Below are 17,882 nucleotides of genomic sequence, written 5' to 3' on the forward strand. Positions count from 1 at the left end.
GTTCCCCTTACTCCTTCGCTTCTACTTGTTCTGGACGAATAATACGGATAGCCCAGATCATGAAACCGATCAGGAAGAAAGCTGATGGCGCGAGTAGCATCATGCCGTTTGGTTGGTACCAACCGCCGTCAGATACTAGAGGTAGAACCTCGATGCCAAATAACTTACCTGAACCTAGTAGTTCACGGAAGAAGCCAACAGTGATTAGTACGAAACCGTAACCAAGACCGTTACCAATACCATCAATAAGCGACGGTAGTGGTGCAGACTTCATTGCGTATGCTTCAGCACGACCCATTACGATACAGTTAGTAATGATCAGGCCAACGAATACAGAAAGCTGTTTAGAAATATCGTAAACAAATGCTTTTAGTACTTGGTCAACCAAGATTACTAGTGATGCAATGATCGCCATCTGCGCGATGATACGTACACTGTTAGGAATATGGTTACGAACTAACGATACGAAAAAGTTAGAAAATGCTGTAACAAACGTTACCGCTAGCGTCATTACAAACGCTGTTTCTAGTTTCGTAGTAACCGCTAGTGCAGAACATACACCAAGAACCTGAAGCGCGATCGGGTTGTTGTCGAGAAACGGCGCAAACAAGATCTTTTTCATTTCTTTAGCATCAGCCATTGTTCAGGCCTCCCTTACGAACCTTAGCTAGGAAAGGACCGAAGCCCATGTCGCCTAACCAGAAATCGAAGGTGTGTTGTACACCGTTACCAGTTAGCGTCGCACCAGAAAGACCGTCAACACCGTGGATATCACCAGGGGTTGCACCACCTTTCACTACGCGAATAGCAGGTTGGTTGTTGTCATCAAACAGTTTCTTACCTTCAAACTGTGCACGCCAGTTCGGGTTTTCGATTTCACCACCCAGTCCAGGGGTTTCACCCTGCTGGTAGTAAGTGATACCAGAAACAGTATTACCATCAGTCTCAACCGCAACGAATGCGTACATCATAGACCACAGACCGTTACCGTGAACCGGTAGGATCAGTTTCTCGATGTTATCGTTCGCGTCTTTAACGAGGTAAACAGTCGCCACGTTTGCACGACGAATGATCTTAGCCAGATCTTGCTCAGCGTTTAGCTTCACAGATTGTGCTGGATCTTTCGCAGCTGAACGTTGGTTGTACTGTGCAGGTGTTTGACCCGCTTCAGTTTGATCAACAAACTCGCCAGTGTTTAAGTCAACAAGCTTAGGCTCGATGAACTGACCGTATGCTTCTTGAATGTTTGCAGCACCGTCAAGCAGGCCAGCAACAGACAAGATGTTACGCTGAACATCTTCTACCGCATTTTTTTGCTGTAGAGGACGCAGTGCAACAGCTGCAGTTGATACCACGATCGAGCAGACTAGGCTCAGCGCGACAACAACAATCAGCGTTTTTTTAATGCTATCGTTATTACTTGCCATGGCGAGCTAGTCTCCGTTTGATGTTGCCCTGAACAACTAGGTTGTCAAATAGAGGCGCGAAGAGGTTCGCGAATAGAATCGCCAGCATCATACCCTCAGGGTAAGCTGGGTTAACTACACGAATCATCACTGCCATTGCACCAATTAACGCACCGTACCACCACTTACCTTTATTGGTAAATGCCGCTGATACAGGGTCAGTTGCCATGAACATCATACCGAATGCAAAACCACCTAGAACTAGGTGCCAGTGCCATGGCATGCTGAACATTGCATTGGTGTCAGAACCAACGATGTTAAACAGAGTCGCTGCTGCAACCATACCAATCATAGTACCCGCGATGATGCGCCATGAAGCGATGCCCATGTAAACGATCATTGCGCCACCAAGAATGATAGCGAGTGTAGAAACTTCACCGATAGAGCCTGGAATACGACCGATAAACGCGTCCATCCAAGTGATCGCTTCGCCTGTCACTGTATTCAGTACAGAAGCTTGACCACCGTTAGCCCACTGGCTTAGCGCAGTTGCACCTGAGAAACCGTCAGCCGCAGTCCATACTAGATCACCAGAGATCTGAGCTGGGTATGCGAAGAACAGGAAGGCACGACCTGCAAGCGCAGGGTTAAGGAAGTTACGACCAGTACCACCAAAGATCTCTTTCGCAACAACAACACCAAAGGTAATACCTAGTGCAGCTTGCCAAAGTGGAAGTGTTGCTGGAACGATCAATGCGAACAAGATAGAAGTTACAAAGAAACCTTCGTTAACTTCATGCTTACGCACCATACAGAAAAGCACTTCCCAGAAACCACCTACAGCAAATACCACTGCGTAGATAGGGAGGAAGTAAGTCGCACCGAGTAGCATTTTGCTACCCCACCCAGCATCAGCTGTGAGTGTGCCGCCTAACATTTGCGTTAGCCAGTAGTGCCAATCGCCTGCAAGTACAGTCGCCAGTTGTTCACCAACGTACATGTGGTTTAGTGCAGTGATTGCTTGATGACCCGTATTGAACATGCCCCAGAACATTGCTGGGAATACCGCAAACCATACCATGATCATGATACGTTTAAGGTCAATACTATCGCGAACGTGTGAACCAGTACGCGTCACTTGGCCTGGAGTGTACATAAGAGTGGCGAATGCTTCGTAAAGCGCAAACCATCTTTCGTGTTTACCACCAGGTTCAAAGTGATGTTCAACATCTTCGAGGAAATTCTTGAGACCCATGAATTACCCTTCCTTCTCAATTTTGTCCAAGCACTCACGTAGCAATGGACCAAACTCATACTTACCTGGGCATACATACGTACATAGAGCCAGATCTTCTTCATCTAACTCAAGCGCACCCAGTAGTTGCGCGCTATCGCTATCACCAGCACAAAGGTCACGAAGTAACAGTGTTGGTTCGATGTCTAGTGGCATTACTTTTTCGTAGTTACCAATTGGCACCATTGAACGCTCACTACCGTTAGTCGTGGTTGTCATGTTAAACAACTGACCAGGGAAGAATTGGCTCAAGAACGAACGCGTTACAGAGAATTTGTTTTTACCTGGTGCGATCCAGCCTAAGAATTCTTTCTCATAGCCTTCACGAAGCGCCGTTACTTGAAGGTGGTAACGACCAAGGTAAGCCAGTGGACCAACCGCTTTCGTCGCGTTCAGAACAGAGCCTGAAAGCACACGAATTTGACCAGGCATCATCTCAGAATCAGTTAGCTGCTCAATAGAAGCACCGATTTGAGTACGCACAAGACGTGGGTTGTTCACAACAGGACCACCAAGGGCAACAACGCGATCAGTGTATAGCTCACCTGTTAAGAAAAGCTGACCGAACGCAATAACGTCTTGGTAGTTAATGTGCCACGCAACATTCGCTGCATTAGCACCGAATAGCTTGTGGATGTGAGTACCAACTAGGCCAGCAGGGTGTGGACCGTTGAATACGTGTTCTTCAATGTTAGCTTCAGAACTACGCGGTAAGCTCGAACCTGCTTTACAAACCATGACTTTGCCGCTAGTTAAGCGAGAAAGTAGAGTTAGACCAGCAACAAACGCATCGCTTTGTTCGTTGATGATTAGCTCAGGGCTTGCAGCTAGAGGATTGGTATCAATTGCAGTAACAAAGATAGCCTTTGTTTCTGAATCAATAGCCGGCACCTTGCTGAATGGACGGGTACGAAGCGCTGTCCACATGCCAGATTCAACTAACTGTTCAACCACAACAGCACGATCGAGTTGTGCTAGTTGATCAGCGGTATAGCTGTTGTATGTGATTTGCTCGTTGCCTTCTACATCGATAACAACCGATTGTAGAACACGTTTAGCACCACGATTAATCTCAGTAACCTTACCAGCGGCTGGAGCAGTGAATTTAACGCCAGGATTCTTTTTATCTTCAAAAAGAACCTGACCTTTCTTCACTACATCCCCTACGCGGGTATGCATGGTAGGACGCATACCAACATATTCTTCGCCAAGCAAGGCAACACGTGTGATGGCATTACCATCATTTATCGCCTGGGTAGGAGTCCCTGAAATTGGGATATCCAGACCCTTTTTTATTGTAATCATACGCACTTGCACTACATTAACGGGAAAAAAGAAATTTTCTATTGCGCAATTAAGACACGACTTTCCATCGTCCGAAGCCGGCTTCATATCCTACACCGACGCCGCAACATCCTATTAACCAGCTCATCACAACTTATTGTGATAAGCTTTTTTCAAGCCCGCGATTCTATCATTAATCGAACGGTTTTTACCATGTTAATCCGTACTGATCGGGGCTAAAATCGGCAATGAATGAGATGGCAACACTTACAGTAGTGAATAAATTTGAACTAAACCACAATTCGTACTGATAGTGCTTTTGTACATCTCATTTCCACTTGAACCCAAATGCAAACAACAAACAAACAAGTTATAAACACTCGCAACAAGTGCTCAGCAATTGGCTCAAAAAAAATGTGTCTCAGTTTTTACGCGATGTTAATCGATGTTTACATCTGCATTATCGGTGACCCTGCCATAGTCGCGTACCGCGATTAAAAAATGCTGATACGACGCATAAATTTTCTTAATATTAGGGTCTTGTTGACTCAATTCCTGGAGCAACTGATTATTAATCGTTTTTAAGTGCAACAGAACAGATTCAGGGAAGGCTTTTAGCTTAACATCATGCTCATTGAGCAACACGCTGAGAGCGTTAACATTTTTGACAGTGTATTCGTCCAACATATTCTGACTAGTCGCACGAGCGGCAGTTTCAATGATGGCTTTGAGATCATCAGGGAGTGCCTGATAAGCATCTTTATTAATTAGGAATTCCATATTGGTGCTTGGCTCATGCCAGGCTGGGTAATAATAATAACGGGCTGCATTGTGTAACCCAAAAGCCAGATCATTAAACGGTCCAACCCATTCAGTCGCATCAATTGCACCGGTTTCAAGTGCAGTAAAAAGTTCGCCTCCCGGTAAACTAACCGGAATACCTCCAGCGCGCTTAAGTACTTCAGCACCATATCCAGGTAAACGCATTTTCAGCCCTTTTAGATCACTACTCTCTTTTATAGCCGTATTGAACCAGCCCCCCATTTGGGTGCCTGTATTTCCCCCAGACATTGGGATGACACCATAAGGCGCATATAATTCCTGCCACAGTGCTAACCCGCCACCATAGTGTAGCCACGCATTCATTTCTTGCGCGGTCATGCCAAAAGGCACCGCCGCAAAAAAGGAGGCAGCAGGTATCTTATCTTCCCAATAATACGACGCTGAATGGCCCATTTGAGCTGTGCCTTTTGACACCGCATTAAACACATCAAAACTTGGCACTAATTCACCTGCGCCATACACTTTGATAATCATTTTACCGCCACTTAAGCGAGATACTTGATCGGCAAAATATTCAGGGGCATAACCGAGTCCAGGAAAACCTTTTGGCCATGACGTCACTAACTTCCATTCAACGAGCGGTGCTTCTGCATTGTTATCGGAAGAGGCCTCACGATCACATGCATTTAAAACCAGAACAGTAGCCACTATAAAGGCTACGCTAAAAAGCCGCTTTATCATTCAATCTTCCTTGTATCGCACTTTTTATAATTATCAAGACGAGGTTATCTACAGCGTTACCCGCTCAGTATAGCCAGTGAATGACGATTCGGTTTTGATGATAGAAGATGTTTAATTGCAATAATGCTTGGCGCTTCAAAAATCCCTCTCTTTACGACAAAAGGATTATCTATATTTGGCACAAATTGAGTAGTCACACGCAAAAAGCCACCAGCATGAGCATAGCGTTACATTAAAGTGGGCATAGGAAGAAGAAAAGAAAGAAAGAAAGAAAGAAAGAAAGAAAGAAAGAAAGAAAGAAAGAAAGAAAAATCTAATGATAAAGAGATAATCAGCCACTACACATGGCTGATTTATAGTATGCATTATAGCTATCTCTTCAAGAGAATACGCTACATTTAAGCAGCGTCGATTTTACTTACCACCACCGTGACAAGCTGGTGACGATGGCGCACCTTCGATAAGGCTTTTCCACTCAGTTGGTGTATAGGTGTGCATCGCCAGCGCATGAATATGATTCGCCAGCTCATCCGCTAGTACAGCATTTACCGCGCGATGACGCCCAATAAGGCGCTTACCTTCAAATTCGGAACATACGATCACCACTTTAAAATGGCTTTCAGAACCCGCGGGGACATTGTGCATGTAGCTCTCATTCACAACATCAAGGTGAGCTGGTGAAAATGCGTGTTCTAGTTTTTCAATAATACGTTCTTGCAACATGTAAATCACCGAAAGGATCAACAGACCGAAAAATCTATGTGACGCATCCCGAAGGTTTTGCGACAATAGCCATAATTCGTAAACATACCTGAAAGTTATCCGTAATGAAACCAGTGCTAACTCTGCTTGATCGTACCTTGAAGCTTGCTCGTTACCCGCAGCGTACAAACGAAACCCTGCAAGCATGGGATGCCGCAGATGAGTACCTGATCAATCACACTCATGACATGGTATTAGACCCACAGCGCCCGATCCTGATCTTTAATGATAGTTTCGGCGCATTAAGCTGTTGGCTTGCTGAAAAAGGCCAAGTTACCAGCATTAGTGACTCTTACGTCGCACAGCAAGGTTGTAGTCAAAACTTAGCTGCAAATGATTTACCAGAAGTGACACAACTCGACTGCCTTGCAGACTTACCTGCAAACCCGCAGTTGGTACTGATCAAACTACCCAAAAACAACCGTCTTCTTACTTGGCAGCTGCAACAGTTATGTCACTTAGTACCGGAAGATTGCGTCATTATTGGTGCAGGTAAAGCCAAAGAAATTCACACATCAACATTAAAGTTGTGTGAAAAGCACTTAGGTGAAACCAAAACATCATTAGCGGTTAAAAAAGCACGTTTAGTGTTCATTAAACCTGATAGCTCACTCGTGAAACCGATGCCAAGCCCTAAAACGTGGGATGTGCCAGAGCACGGCTTAACCCTAAGCAACCACGCTAATGTATTTTCTGGTGAAAGTTTAGATATTGGTGGTCGTTTCTTGTTAGACCATATTCCACAAGATCCAAACCTTAAACATATTATCGATTTAGGCTGTGGTAATGGTGCGATTAGCTTAAAAGCAGCCAAATTGAACCCACAGGCAAAAGTAACCAGCGTAGACGAAAGCTACATGGCTGTTGCATCATGTGGCGAAAATGCCAAGTTAAACCTTGATAACCCAGAACAAATCCATGCTATCGTCAACAACTGTTTAGATGGACTGGAAGCTGAATCGGCCGATATGGTGCTGTGTAACCCTCCATTTCATCAGCAGAATGCAGTGACCGATCATATTGCTTGGCAGATGTTCTGTGATGCGCAGCAAGTTCTTCGCCCTAATGGGCAGTTAATCGTCATTGGTAACCGCCAACTGGGATACGATGAGAAAATGAAACGCATATTTGGCAACGTTCAAAAAATTGCGCAAAATAACAAATTTATTATTTACAAATCTGGCAAATAACCAGAATAACAAGCACTTATGATTTGCCTACGTACTTATGTGTCTCTGTATCTTTCAGTACCAACGTGTCATGGCAGTCGATACTTCAGCTAAGGATAAGAAAATGAAGAAGTTTTTTGTAGCCGCATCTGTTCTTGCGCTATCAGCATGTTCTGCACCGCAAGCACCGCAGATCACACTTGCACCAACACCGGTTATTGCAACCCAAGCAAGTGTTAACGGCACACACATCAACCTGACTAGCCAAGATTTACGCCCAGCACAGTTTATTGCCGTGGTTGATACAGGCCGCCAAAATGTAGAGCCAATTCATGCATCTCAAAACTTGCGAGTTACGTTGGAAGATGCACTGGCACGCCAACTAACAGCGCAAGGTTACAAGCTAGACAAAAACAGTAAAGGCACTCTACGCCTTGATATTCTTGAAGCTATGGTTAACGTAAAACACAGCGTGATGAGCCATGAATTAAGCAGCAAATTACAGCTTCAACTTGTGATTGATACTCCCAAGGGTAAATTCGTAAAACGCTACGCAGGCAAGTCAGATAAGACTGGCGCAATGAGTGCGTCAACTGAAGATATGGAACTAGCACTAAACGGCCTGATGACTGCTGTTCTGAACGATATTTATGCTGATGCTGAATTGAACAACTACATGCAGGAGAATCTATAATGCGCAAATTATTAACCGCATTAACGGTTATGGCTGCAGTTACTCTGCCATTATCGGCTTTTGCTACGACTCAAGTCGAAGTCACCACGAATGTCGGTAACTTCACGATTCAGCTGGACGAGCAAAAAGCCCCAATCAGTAGTAAGAACTTCCTACGTTATGTTGAAGACGGCAGTTACGAAGGTACTATTTTCCACCGTGTGATCCCTGGTTTCATGGCGCAAGGTGGTGGCTTTGATGAAGATTTAACCCGTCGTCCATCGTATGATGCCATTAAAAATGAAGCCACTAACGGCTTGAAAAATGATCGTGCGACTGTGGCAATGGCACGCACGCAAGATCCGCACTCAGCAACGCGTCAATTTTACATTAACTACCAAAATAACAGCTTTTTGAACGCCAATGGCAATCAAGCAGGCTACGCCGTGTTTGGTAAAGTTGTGAAGGGGTTCTCAGTAATAGAAAAAATGGCCACTATACCTACCACGACTATCCGTTCAATGGGTATGAAAGATGTGCCGCAACAACCTATAGTTATTAAGACAATTAAAACTATTAATAACTAAGTGACGATCACCAGAGTGTGATCCGACACTCTGGTGACTTTATGCTTACATTAATTTCAGATAACAGCCTTTCGCACAACGCCATTACTCAAGCTGTGCATGCTCATGTGGAAGAGTTCGCCCCAATCCTTGCACTTAGCACATTAAACACTATCCATGGCCGCACATGTTTCACTTCACTCGAAGCCATCTGTACCGAGCATTTGCACGAATGGTGGGGGCTTGCCATCACGACGGGTCAACCTGATGACCACTATGAATCCACCTATTGGTATTTACTTCACCTACTCGAAGCCGTTGAAGAGCACCAACTTTTAGGTAATATGTTTGTTCAGCACAAGGTCGTCAGCTGTGCAAACTATCTACTCGGACTAGGCCCAGCGCCCGAAAACATCCATGGAGCTAGGCCATAGTGTCATTTAACGGAAAAATTACCGTTACACACTTGCTTTATAGCCTCTATTCACAATAGATTACCTCAGCAGCAATAGCCTTATTGCATTGGTGCTGCAGGCAAACATGCTGATCATTCGCGTACTCGATTGGCTGAAGAATCTATTCGTCATTGAGGTAAACATGGATCAATCGTTAGAAAACAAGACAAATTTAGGATGGCGAGTATACCTTGAGCGTAAAGTACTTATCATGCTGGCGCTGGGCTTCTCGTCTGGCCTTCCTATTTTGCTTGTTTTCGGCACGCTGTCGTTTTGGCTACGCGAAGCGGAAGTCAGTCGCACCGACATCGGTTTTTTTAGCTGGGTCGCGTTAGCGTATGGCTTTAAATGGATTTGGTCACCACTGATTGATCGTTTCCCTATTCCACTTTTTTCGCACCTGCTTGGTCGCCGCCGTGGCTGGATGGTGTTCTCACAGTTACTTATCATTGCTTCGCTATGTGGCATGGCAATCAGCAACCCACAAGTCGACCTAGTTCAGCTGGCTATTTTTGCGGTGATCGTCGCTTTTGCCTCTGCTTCGCAAGACATCGTTATTGATGCTTATCGAATTGAGTTAGCAACTGAGCGCTTACAGGCAGCATTAGCCGCGGCCTATATGACAGGCTACCGTTTAGCGATGATTATGGCTGGGGCTGGCGCATTGGCATTTGCCGCGTGGTTTGGCTCCGACACGGCGTATGATGTGACGGGCTGGAAAATGGCCTACTTCATCATGGCGAGTTTTATGTCAGTGGGCCTTATTACCGCACTCTGCATTAAAGAACCGACGATCGATTCAAGCCAGATCGACAATATAGAAAAAAAATTCCGACAATCTTTGCTCAATAAAGGCATGAATCCACTCGCTGCAAAAGGCTCTGCTTGGTTCTATACCGCAGCCATCATGCCATTTCAGGACTTCTTTTCACGCTATGGGCGTCACGCCCTGTTAATTTTAGTGTTGATTGGTTGTTACCGTATTTCAGATGTCGTTATGGGCGTCATGGCCAATGCCTTTTACGTCGATATGGGCTTTACCAAGACCCAAGTCGCCTCGGTTTCAAAAGTGTACGGCGTTATCATGACACTCGCCGGTGCTGGTCTTGGCGGCATCATGGTAAGTAAATACGGCACAATGCGTATTTTAGCTTTAGGAGCTATTCTCTCTGCCTTTACCAATTTACTGTTTGTTGCTTTTACCTATATGGGAAACAGCATACCTATGCTGACAGCTGTTATCTCACTAGATAACCTGAGTGCCGGTATTGCGACTGCCGCTTTCATTACCTATATGTCGAGCCTAACTAACGTTGCTTTTTCAGCCACGCAATACGCATTGTTTAGCTCAATCATGTTGCTATTCCCTAAGTTTATTGCTGGCTTTTCTGGCATGTATGTCGACAATTTTGGCTACAACACCTTTTTCTTCACCACGGCACTTATCGGTTTACCCGTGTTAGTGTTGATTCATTTAGTCAACAAAGGGCAAAATGACGCGCATTAAGGTGACAAAAAACAGGTATATAGAGGTACAAAACGCTAATTAGTTAGACTATATACAATTGCATTTTTTTGCCACTACCCCTTTATTTCGGCTAATCAACCAAAAATGACATCATTAACAGCCTGATTGTTGTTGATGTCAAACCAAACAGACAGGAATGTCTAAAAAACAACGCCTAATGTTGTTCAAAAAACCACCACAAAACACATCAACTTCATACTTATTTGAAAAAGTTCAAATTAATTACCCGAATAGGTCACAAAAAAACGCCCAATGTAACCGATTACAGTGGATCAAGATCACATTTAGCAAAGGTTTGCGCAATCGTTACATTCACAACGGTGACATAAACCCATAAAATGCCCACCATCAAATCGGGCACCCCCTTAACTCAGCCTGAATTAACGACGACATAATCAACGAGAGTTTGAACCATGCGTAAATCACTACTAGCTCTAACTGCACTAGCAGCAACTGCGGCACTTCCAGCACAAGCTGAATACCACTACGGTTTTGCTAACGTTTACGGCGACTACCTAACGTGGACTAACGGCACTCAAGGCTTTAACGGCCAAGACGTAAGTGATGCTCGTGATGATCACATCACGCTAGGTGCTGAAGGCGGCGCTGGTTTTGATTGGGGTGAAATGTACGGTTTCTACGAGTACGAAAAGCTAAACAAAGGTTCAAGCGAGCGTAGTCAAGCTGCTAAATTCTCTATCCACTACAAACTAGTTGGTGATTTTACAGCATACGGCCAAGTATATGATTACAGTGAAAGCGGTAAAGGCAATGATTTTTCTGAGCAAAACCGCGTTATCGGTTTTGGTTACACTGGTCTAACTGGCGACAACTTCTGGTTCAAACCATGGATTGGTGTTCACGATCTAACCACAGGTAACTCTGAAGCTGCAGGCCTTAATGGCGGTATGGCAGGTTGGAATGCAGGCTTCAACTTTGAACTAGCGGGTCAACCATTCATGGTTACCAACTGGAATGAAATTGAATTTGCTCGCAACGACGAATACAAAAAAATGCAAAATGGTTCAACAGCCCTAAATGGTGCAGTTGGCCTTTGGTATGACATCACAGATACTTTCTACACAGGCGTTCAATACCGTTACTTTGCTAACAAATTAGGTGTTGATGGTTACGGCGATGCTGTAATCTTCCGTGTTGGTATGCACCTGTAATAGTTAGAGCTACAACAGTTTCAAAAAAGGCGCTTTTAGCGCCTTTTTTATTGTCTAGAATTTAGTAATTATTGAACTAATCAACGTCCTCTCCCCCGCAATAACATCCGCTTAATTACCACCAAACAGGTATCTCAGTTTCCTCATCGATAGTCTCTAACATCACCAACAACTGATCTGTAACTGAGCTAGATTGATATTCTTTACCCAATACCATACAACATGATTTTGTCCAACTAGAGTGAAAGCTTGCTATTGGTTGAGCGCTCGAGGTTAGTGAAATAACCTCTTTAACCTTATTGAAGATGGCAAAACGTGCAGCGTAATTCTTAACAAGGTAGATACAACAGCCATAGTCGATGATAAAAATACACAGTCTGTAGTAAAACAAAAAACGCAGCTAAAAAGCTGCGTTTAATTGAGGGGGAAAATTTAGTCGAGGAAAACAATATGAATGTTTTGGGTTTAGCCTAGTAGGCTTTGGAATAACAACAATGAGCCCATGCCACTTAATACCACCCATACTAAGTCAAAACGTAAGCTCACAATGGTACATACAATCGCTGCCAATACGCGTGGGTTTTCAAGGCTGAATACCATGTTTGAGCCTGCACCTAGAATCTCAACAGCAATAATTGCTGGCAATACAGTTACTGGTACAAAGCGTAGTGTTCGCTTCATACGTTCAGACATTTCAAATGAGCCCGCCATGCCAATCACTGAAAAGCGAATCGCGAAAGTTACCGCAGCCATACCTAAGGTAAAGATTAAAAATGTAGTCATGTCCATGTTATGCGCCTTCTACTTCAGTTACTTGATTTGCTTCTTGTTGTTTACGTTGTTCTTTTTCTGTCGCAAGGTCCATCTGGTAACCCGCGAGTACACCAATTGCTGCCGCAATCACTAAACCAAGTGAATGTGGCAAACCTGAGAGTAAAATACCCGAGATAGTAGCCACTACTGCTGCAACAATACATTCGCGACTTTTTACTTGTGGAATAACAATCGCAATAAAGGCTGCAACCATCGCGAACTCTAACCCATAGTTAGCAATATCAGGGAAAGATGAACCTACTAGCGCTCCCATCAAGTTAGCCAGCACCCAGTTTCCCCAGAAGCCAAACATTGCTGCAAGGTAAAACCAATGACGGCCTTCTTTTTCTTTACGGAATTCTGTAATCGTTGACGCATACACCTCATCTGTCAGGCCGTATGACATCAGCATCCGAATATGTAGCGGGTATTCTTTCGCATGCTCTGATACCGATGCGCTGTATAACACATGACGTAAATTAATGATGAAGGTAGTCAGCATAATCACCGCCATACTTGCGCCAGACTGGAATAAGCCCAGCGCTACCATTTGGGCAGAACCGGCAAAAACAGTAAATGCCCATAGCGTACTCTGCATAATATCCATTCCCGCCTGGATACTGACAGCACCCACGATGAATGAAAATGGGAATGCCCCAATACACAAAGGTGCAATCGCTTTAAAACCAGCGCTCATTAATTGTTTTTTCATTGCTTCAACTCTTAAAAATAAAGTTCAAAATTATTTGCAGATGCAAATATATTGGACATTGTTATTTTCAACAAGCGATTAATTACAGATAACCAAAAAGTGTTAACTGGATCAAGTTATTCAGGCGAAATCCAGATAAAACAAGACAAAAAACACATGCGCCGACTTATTTAAAGAGCGACAACTTCAATTTTTTTAAAATTATCAATTGCAAGATGCAAATTATTTTGTATTATAAGTGCAAATTAAATTGCATGCGGCACAATAAAAACCGCTTAGCATTCGTATCAATGACAAAGGCCAAACCCATGAAAACTGTTGTAACTTCTGAAAATGCTCCAGCTGCTATCGGTCCATACTCTCACGGCACTGCGTACAACAACCTCATCTTTACTTCAGGTCAGTTACCAGTAGATGCAGCAACCAGCAAAGTGGCTGAAGGCGGTATTACTGCACAATCTATTCAATCACTTAAAAACCTAGTGAGTGTTGTTGAAGCAGGTGGTGGTGATGTGAATACCATTTTAAAAACAACTTGCTACTTAGCAGACATCGCTGATTTCGCCGCATTTAACGAAGTGTACAAAACAGTTTTTGAAACCGACTGCCCTGCACGTAGCTGTTTCGCAGTAAAAGATCTGCCATTAGGCGTTCTAGTTGAAGTTGAAGCAATCGCTCACGCTAAATAAGGGATACGTCATGAAAGCACAATGGAAACAGTACATCAGCATCATCAACTCTGTGGTTAAACCGGCATTGGGTTGTACTGAACCAATCTCAGCGGCTTATGCCTCATCAGCGGTTGCAAATATGCTAGGTGGCACACCTGAGACTTTGAAAGTGTTTGTTTCTGATAACCTTTACAAAAACTCAATGGGCGTTTTTGTACCAGGTACAGGTAAAATTGGCCTTCATATCGCTTCAGCAGCAGGTGCTGTCGCAGGTGATTTTGATGCGGGCTTAGAAGTGCTGGCTAAAATCACGCCAAGTGATGTAGAACAAGCGCAGGCACTCATTGATGCAGGCAAGGTTGAAGTTTCTCGCTACAACACCAGTGAATTTATTTTCTGCCGCGTAATTGCAACCAAAGGTGCAGATACAGCAGAAATCACCATCAGTGGTGGCCATACTCGTATCGAAGAAAAGCGCTTTAACGATGAAGTGATCTTCACTGCAAGTAAAGAACAAGGTGCAGTATCCACAGCATCGATCTGTGAAGGTGTAGACATCAGCATTCGCGATATCTATGACTTTGCTACTCAAGCGGACTTTGCTGACATTGCATTTATTCTTGAAGCTAAAAAGTTAAATAGCGCATTAGCGAAAGAAGGGATGGATAACCCTTATGGCCTACAAATTGGCCGTACAATGGATAGCAGTATGGAAGACGGCATGATGGGCAAATGCCTATCTAACGAAATCCTGATGTACACCTCTGCTGCATCGGATGCTCGTATGGGTGGTGCTACTCTACCGGCAATGAGTAACTACGGTAGTGGTAACCAAGGTATCGCAGCGACTGTGCCTGTTGTAAAAACAGCTGAGTTCGTTGGTGCAAATGACGAAACCTTAGCACGCGCCCTTATTATGAGCCACTTAGGCGCGGTATACATTAAGTCTTACTACCCACCACTTTCTGCATTTTGTGGTAACACAGCCACCAGCTCAGCAGCAGCAATGGCGATGGTTTACCTACGTGGTGGTGACTTTGAGCAATCTTGCTTTGCTATCCAAAACGTACTGAGCGACACCACAGGTATGGTCTGTGACGGTGCCAAAGCAACATGTGCAATGAAAGTTGGCAGCTCTTCACAAGCCGCAGTTAAATCTATGCTTCTTGCAATGAATAACCACGCAGCAGCGATGCAGGGTGTTATTTCACGTGATGTTGAAAAAACTATCCGTAACATTGGCCGCATGGTAAGTGCAGGAATGGGACAAACAGATAAAGAAATTATTGAAATTATGTCTGTTTAAAGTCCATAATCGCCACCTCTACGGGTGGCGATTGTATTCACACTCAAGTAATCACAGTAGCAAACGAAAACAGTTTCACTTGCATGCTTATTCATAATCCACCAGGAAATACGGGGAAGAATGCAGCTAGTCAGAATGTTTTCGTTTGCTTTAAAAGGAAATGGAAAATGCTAGTCACCTTATCCGTGAGCGATAAGCTAATCCTCGATGCAATGTGCAATGTCGTTGATGGTATCGCTGCGATGTATGGCCAACACACCGAAGTGGCGCTACATAGTTTAGACATTGAGAATCCATCCATTATTAAAATTGCTAATGGTCACGTCACCGAACGTGGTATCGGTGCGCCGATCACTAACTTAGCACTAGAAAAACTGAAAACTGGGGCCGATGTTTCAGAACCTTATTTCAGCCGTTGTTCTCAAGGTAAGTTAATTCGCTCTGTCACTACCATTATTCGCAATGATGTAGGCACTGCTATTGCGCTACTGTGCATCAATGCAGATATGGATGCGCCTATCCATTCATTTTTGAGCTCGATGCTACCCAATACACTTCCTTTTGATTCAGCAGCGGTATCGCCTGAAACATTTGCCAAAAATCCAGATGAGATGCTGAATGATTCTATTGAACGAATCAAAAATGCCACGATGGAAGATCGATCGATCCCAACACACAAACGTAGCCGTGTTATTGTTGAGCAACTGTTTGAAAATGGGGTCTTCAACATAAAAGATGCCATTGTGATCACCGCTGAATCTCTAGGCGTATCACGCGATACTGTTTACCGCTATTTACGTGACCTTAAAAAATAGTGATGTAAAAAATGTCGTTATCAATCTTTTATTAAGGCGCACATTGCGCCTTTTTCTTTGCGCTAAATTCACCACCCACAAGCAAAATGCTACCCTAGCTCTCAGGATTATTACCGTACGTGCCTAAGGACGAAATACATGCAATTCACTATTGTTGGAGCTGGCGCCATTGGTTGCCTTTGGGCGGCCTCACTTGCAAAAGCCCACTCAGTTCATCTATGGACACGTAACTCACAGCCTTATAACGAATTTAATTTCACGCCATTCGAACGAGCATCAACCCCTGAACCATCAAAAACGCTCAACGTCCCCAGTAACCAAACACAGCTACTTCAGCAAAGTGATTGCGTACTTATTACGGTAAAAGCTTTTCAAGTTGAGCAAGCAATAAAAACAATTCAACCTTGGCTTTCGCCTTTCACGCCAGTCATTGTCATGCATAATGGCATGGGAAGCCAAGCGGCTGCATTAGCCACACTCCCTAATAACCCTCTCTTGTATGCCACAACCTCACAAGCAGCCTTCAAGCCAAAGGTTCATCACATACAACACACAGGGATCGGGCAAACATGGCTTGGCGCGATTAACCCGGCTGCGCAATCCATGCAGGCTTTAGCTGAAATATTGAATCAAGCATTAGCCCCTTGCCAATGGCACCACGATATTCAGCAACCACTGTGGCAAAAGCTCGCAATTAACTGTGCAATCAACCCATTAACTGCATTGCATCAGTGTAAGAATGGCGACTTAGCGCAGCAACAGTATCAAACAGCACTCATCAGTATTTGCCAAGAAGTTGCAGACATCATGTGCGCAGAGGGTTATGTCACGACAACAGAAACACTCAAAGATCAGGTAGATCGGGTTATTCATGCGACAGCCAATAATCTTTCTTCAATGAATCAAGATGTTTGTCACCACCGCCCGACGGAAATCGACTATATTACTGGGCATATTGTGCGACGTGGTCAACACTACAATATACGCACACCTTTTAATGCCCAGCTTTGGCAACAGATTAAAACAATGGAGCAAAAAGCCTCATGACCTTTCTACATACATCCACTCCGAAGATTGCGGTTTGTATTGCCCCTGGTACAGAAGAGATGGAAGCCATTACGGCAATTGACGTCCTTCGTCGAGCCAACTTTGATGTCACCATTGCAAGCGTCGCTTCTGATGGTGCATTAATCGTTGAAGGCTCTCGTGGCATCAAACTGGTTGCTGACATCGCATTAGTTGAAGTGGCAGATATTGAATTTGATTGTGTAGTACTACCGGGTGGCCTCGGGGGGGCGGAGTGCTTCCGTGATAGCCCGTTACTGGTCGAATTCGTCAATCAGCATCGTTATGACGGTAAATTAGTCGCGGCAATCTGTGCGACACCTGCAGTTTTGTTGCAACACCACAATATGTACCCCGAAGCTTATATGACAGCGCACCCAGCCCTTATTGATCAGATATCAGCCAGTAAGCGCAAAGTGAAACGGGTATTTTTTGATACCAACCATAATCTACTGACTAGCCAAGGGCCAGGTACAGCGCAAGAATTTGCGTTAGATATTGTAGTACAGCTAGCAGGAAAAGAGCGCGCAGCTGAAGTGGCGGGCCCTATGGTGGTGTGGCCAAATATGCATTACGACGTATTTCCACAAAAGTAGTCGATAGCAATGATCATCAGCGCCTGATCTAACGCTTCATACGTTTGCAAGTAATAAAAAACCCAGCACAT

General features: G+C 44.3%; 19 protein-coding genes. 11 read left to right on the plus strand and 8 right to left on the minus strand.

Annotated elements, in window-relative coordinates:
- Positions 1-7 precede the first annotated feature (7 nt).
- The 6 genes from OCU87_RS13070 to bolA form a co-directional block, all read right to left on the minus strand.
- On the minus strand, positions 8-640 hold the full coding sequence (locus tag OCU87_RS13070; protein ID WP_062692704.1) for an NADH:ubiquinone reductase (Na(+)-transporting) subunit D: 633 nt from the start codon (positions 638-640) through the stop codon (positions 8-10).
- A complete protein-coding gene (locus OCU87_RS13075) occupies positions 633-1,427 on the minus strand; it encodes a Na(+)-translocating NADH-quinone reductase subunit C (RefSeq protein WP_062692702.1) in 795 nt (264 codons plus the stop codon). Before OCU87_RS13075 ends, OCU87_RS13070 begins: the two co-directional genes overlap by 8 nt.
- The gene (locus tag OCU87_RS13080; RefSeq protein WP_062692701.1) at positions 1,417-2,661 is read right to left on the minus strand and encodes an NADH:ubiquinone reductase (Na(+)-transporting) subunit B; all 1,245 of its coding nucleotides are present in this window, start codon (positions 2,659-2,661) and stop codon (positions 1,417-1,419) included. The genes OCU87_RS13075 and OCU87_RS13080 overlap by 11 nt, the downstream gene beginning before the upstream one ends.
- Before the next feature lie 3 nt (positions 2,662-2,664).
- Entirely contained in the window at positions 2,665-4,005 is a 1,341-nt protein-coding gene (locus OCU87_RS13085) for a Na(+)-translocating NADH-quinone reductase subunit A (RefSeq protein WP_261857356.1), read from the minus strand.
- Positions 4,006-4,422: 417 nt separating this feature from the next.
- A complete protein-coding gene (locus OCU87_RS13090; RefSeq protein ID WP_261857357.1) occupies positions 4,423-5,508 on the minus strand; it encodes a TRAP transporter substrate-binding protein in 1,086 nt (361 codons plus the stop codon).
- 414 nt (positions 5,509-5,922) lie between these two features.
- Positions 5,923-6,231 carry a transcriptional regulator BolA gene (gene bolA / locus OCU87_RS13095; protein ID WP_062691046.1) on the minus strand — a complete coding sequence of 103 codons (309 nt, stop codon included), beginning with the start codon at positions 6,229-6,231 and terminating at the stop codon, positions 5,923-5,925.
- A 104-nt stretch (positions 6,232-6,335) separates the two neighbouring features.
- Here bolA and OCU87_RS13100 point away from each other — a divergent pair, with 104 nt between their 5' ends.
- The 6 genes from OCU87_RS13100 to OCU87_RS13125 all read left to right on the plus strand — a co-directional run bounded on the left by OCU87_RS13100 (position 6,336) and on the right by OCU87_RS13125 (position 11,833).
- Entirely contained in the window at positions 6,336-7,460 is a 1,125-nt protein-coding gene (locus tag OCU87_RS13100) for a methyltransferase (protein WP_261857358.1), read from the plus strand.
- Positions 7,461-7,563: 103 nt separating this feature from the next.
- Positions 7,564-8,133: a YajG family lipoprotein gene (locus tag OCU87_RS13105; RefSeq protein WP_062691044.1), complete on the plus strand. Its 570-nt coding sequence runs from the start codon at positions 7,564-7,566 to the stop codon at positions 8,131-8,133.
- The gene (locus OCU87_RS13110) at positions 8,133-8,699 is read left to right on the plus strand and encodes a peptidylprolyl isomerase (protein ID WP_094957907.1); all 567 of its coding nucleotides are present in this window, start codon (positions 8,133-8,135) and stop codon (positions 8,697-8,699) included. Before OCU87_RS13105 ends, OCU87_RS13110 begins: the two co-directional genes overlap by 1 nt.
- Before the next feature lie 41 nt (positions 8,700-8,740).
- On the plus strand, positions 8,741-9,112 hold the full coding sequence (locus OCU87_RS13115; RefSeq protein WP_062691043.1) for a hypothetical protein: 372 nt from the start codon (positions 8,741-8,743) through the stop codon (positions 9,110-9,112).
- Positions 9,113-9,275: 163 nt separating this feature from the next.
- Positions 9,276-10,640 carry an AmpG family muropeptide MFS transporter gene (locus OCU87_RS13120; protein ID WP_062691049.1) on the plus strand — a complete coding sequence of 455 codons (1,365 nt, stop codon included), beginning with the start codon at positions 9,276-9,278 and terminating at the stop codon, positions 10,638-10,640.
- Positions 10,641-11,074: 434 nt separating this feature from the next.
- On the plus strand, positions 11,075-11,833 hold the full coding sequence (locus OCU87_RS13125; RefSeq protein ID WP_261857359.1) for an outer membrane protein OmpK: 759 nt from the start codon (positions 11,075-11,077) through the stop codon (positions 11,831-11,833).
- Between the two features lie 465 nt (positions 11,834-12,298).
- On the opposite strand, the gene OCU87_RS13130 is transcribed toward OCU87_RS13125, so the two are convergent.
- Positions 12,299-12,622, minus strand: coding sequence for an AzlD domain-containing protein (locus OCU87_RS13130; RefSeq protein ID WP_048898151.1), 324 nt, complete (start codon positions 12,620-12,622; stop codon positions 12,299-12,301).
- A gap of 1 nt (position 12,623) precedes the next feature.
- Positions 12,624-13,358, minus strand: coding sequence for an AzlC family ABC transporter permease (locus tag OCU87_RS13135; RefSeq protein ID WP_062691041.1), 735 nt, complete (start codon positions 13,356-13,358; stop codon positions 12,624-12,626).
- A 308-nt stretch (positions 13,359-13,666) separates the two neighbouring features.
- Here OCU87_RS13135 and OCU87_RS13140 point away from each other — a divergent pair, with 308 nt between their 5' ends.
- The 5 genes from OCU87_RS13140 to OCU87_RS13160 all read left to right on the plus strand — a co-directional run bounded on the left by OCU87_RS13140 (position 13,667) and on the right by OCU87_RS13160 (position 17,811).
- Entirely contained in the window at positions 13,667-14,047 is a 381-nt protein-coding gene (locus OCU87_RS13140; protein ID WP_062691040.1) for a Rid family detoxifying hydrolase, read from the plus strand.
- A gap of 10 nt (positions 14,048-14,057) precedes the next feature.
- Positions 14,058-15,335: an L-cysteine desulfidase family protein gene (locus OCU87_RS13145; RefSeq protein WP_062691039.1), complete on the plus strand. Its 1,278-nt coding sequence runs from the start codon at positions 14,058-14,060 to the stop codon at positions 15,333-15,335.
- Between the two features lie 167 nt (positions 15,336-15,502).
- Positions 15,503-16,150: a helix-turn-helix transcriptional regulator gene (locus OCU87_RS13150; protein ID WP_261857360.1), complete on the plus strand. Its 648-nt coding sequence runs from the start codon at positions 15,503-15,505 to the stop codon at positions 16,148-16,150.
- A 138-nt stretch (positions 16,151-16,288) separates the two neighbouring features.
- Complete coding sequence (gene panE / locus OCU87_RS13155; RefSeq protein ID WP_261857361.1) at positions 16,289-17,197, plus strand: 2-dehydropantoate 2-reductase; 909 nt, start codon at positions 16,289-16,291, stop codon at positions 17,195-17,197.
- A complete protein-coding gene (locus OCU87_RS13160; protein WP_261857362.1) occupies positions 17,194-17,811 on the plus strand; it encodes a DJ-1 family glyoxalase III in 618 nt (205 codons plus the stop codon). Before panE ends, OCU87_RS13160 begins: the two co-directional genes overlap by 4 nt.
- Positions 17,812-17,882 lie beyond the last annotated feature (71 nt).

Source organism: Photobacterium sanguinicancri (assembly GCF_024346675.1).
Taxonomy (GTDB): Bacteria; Pseudomonadota; Gammaproteobacteria; order Enterobacterales; family Vibrionaceae; genus Photobacterium; species Photobacterium sanguinicancri.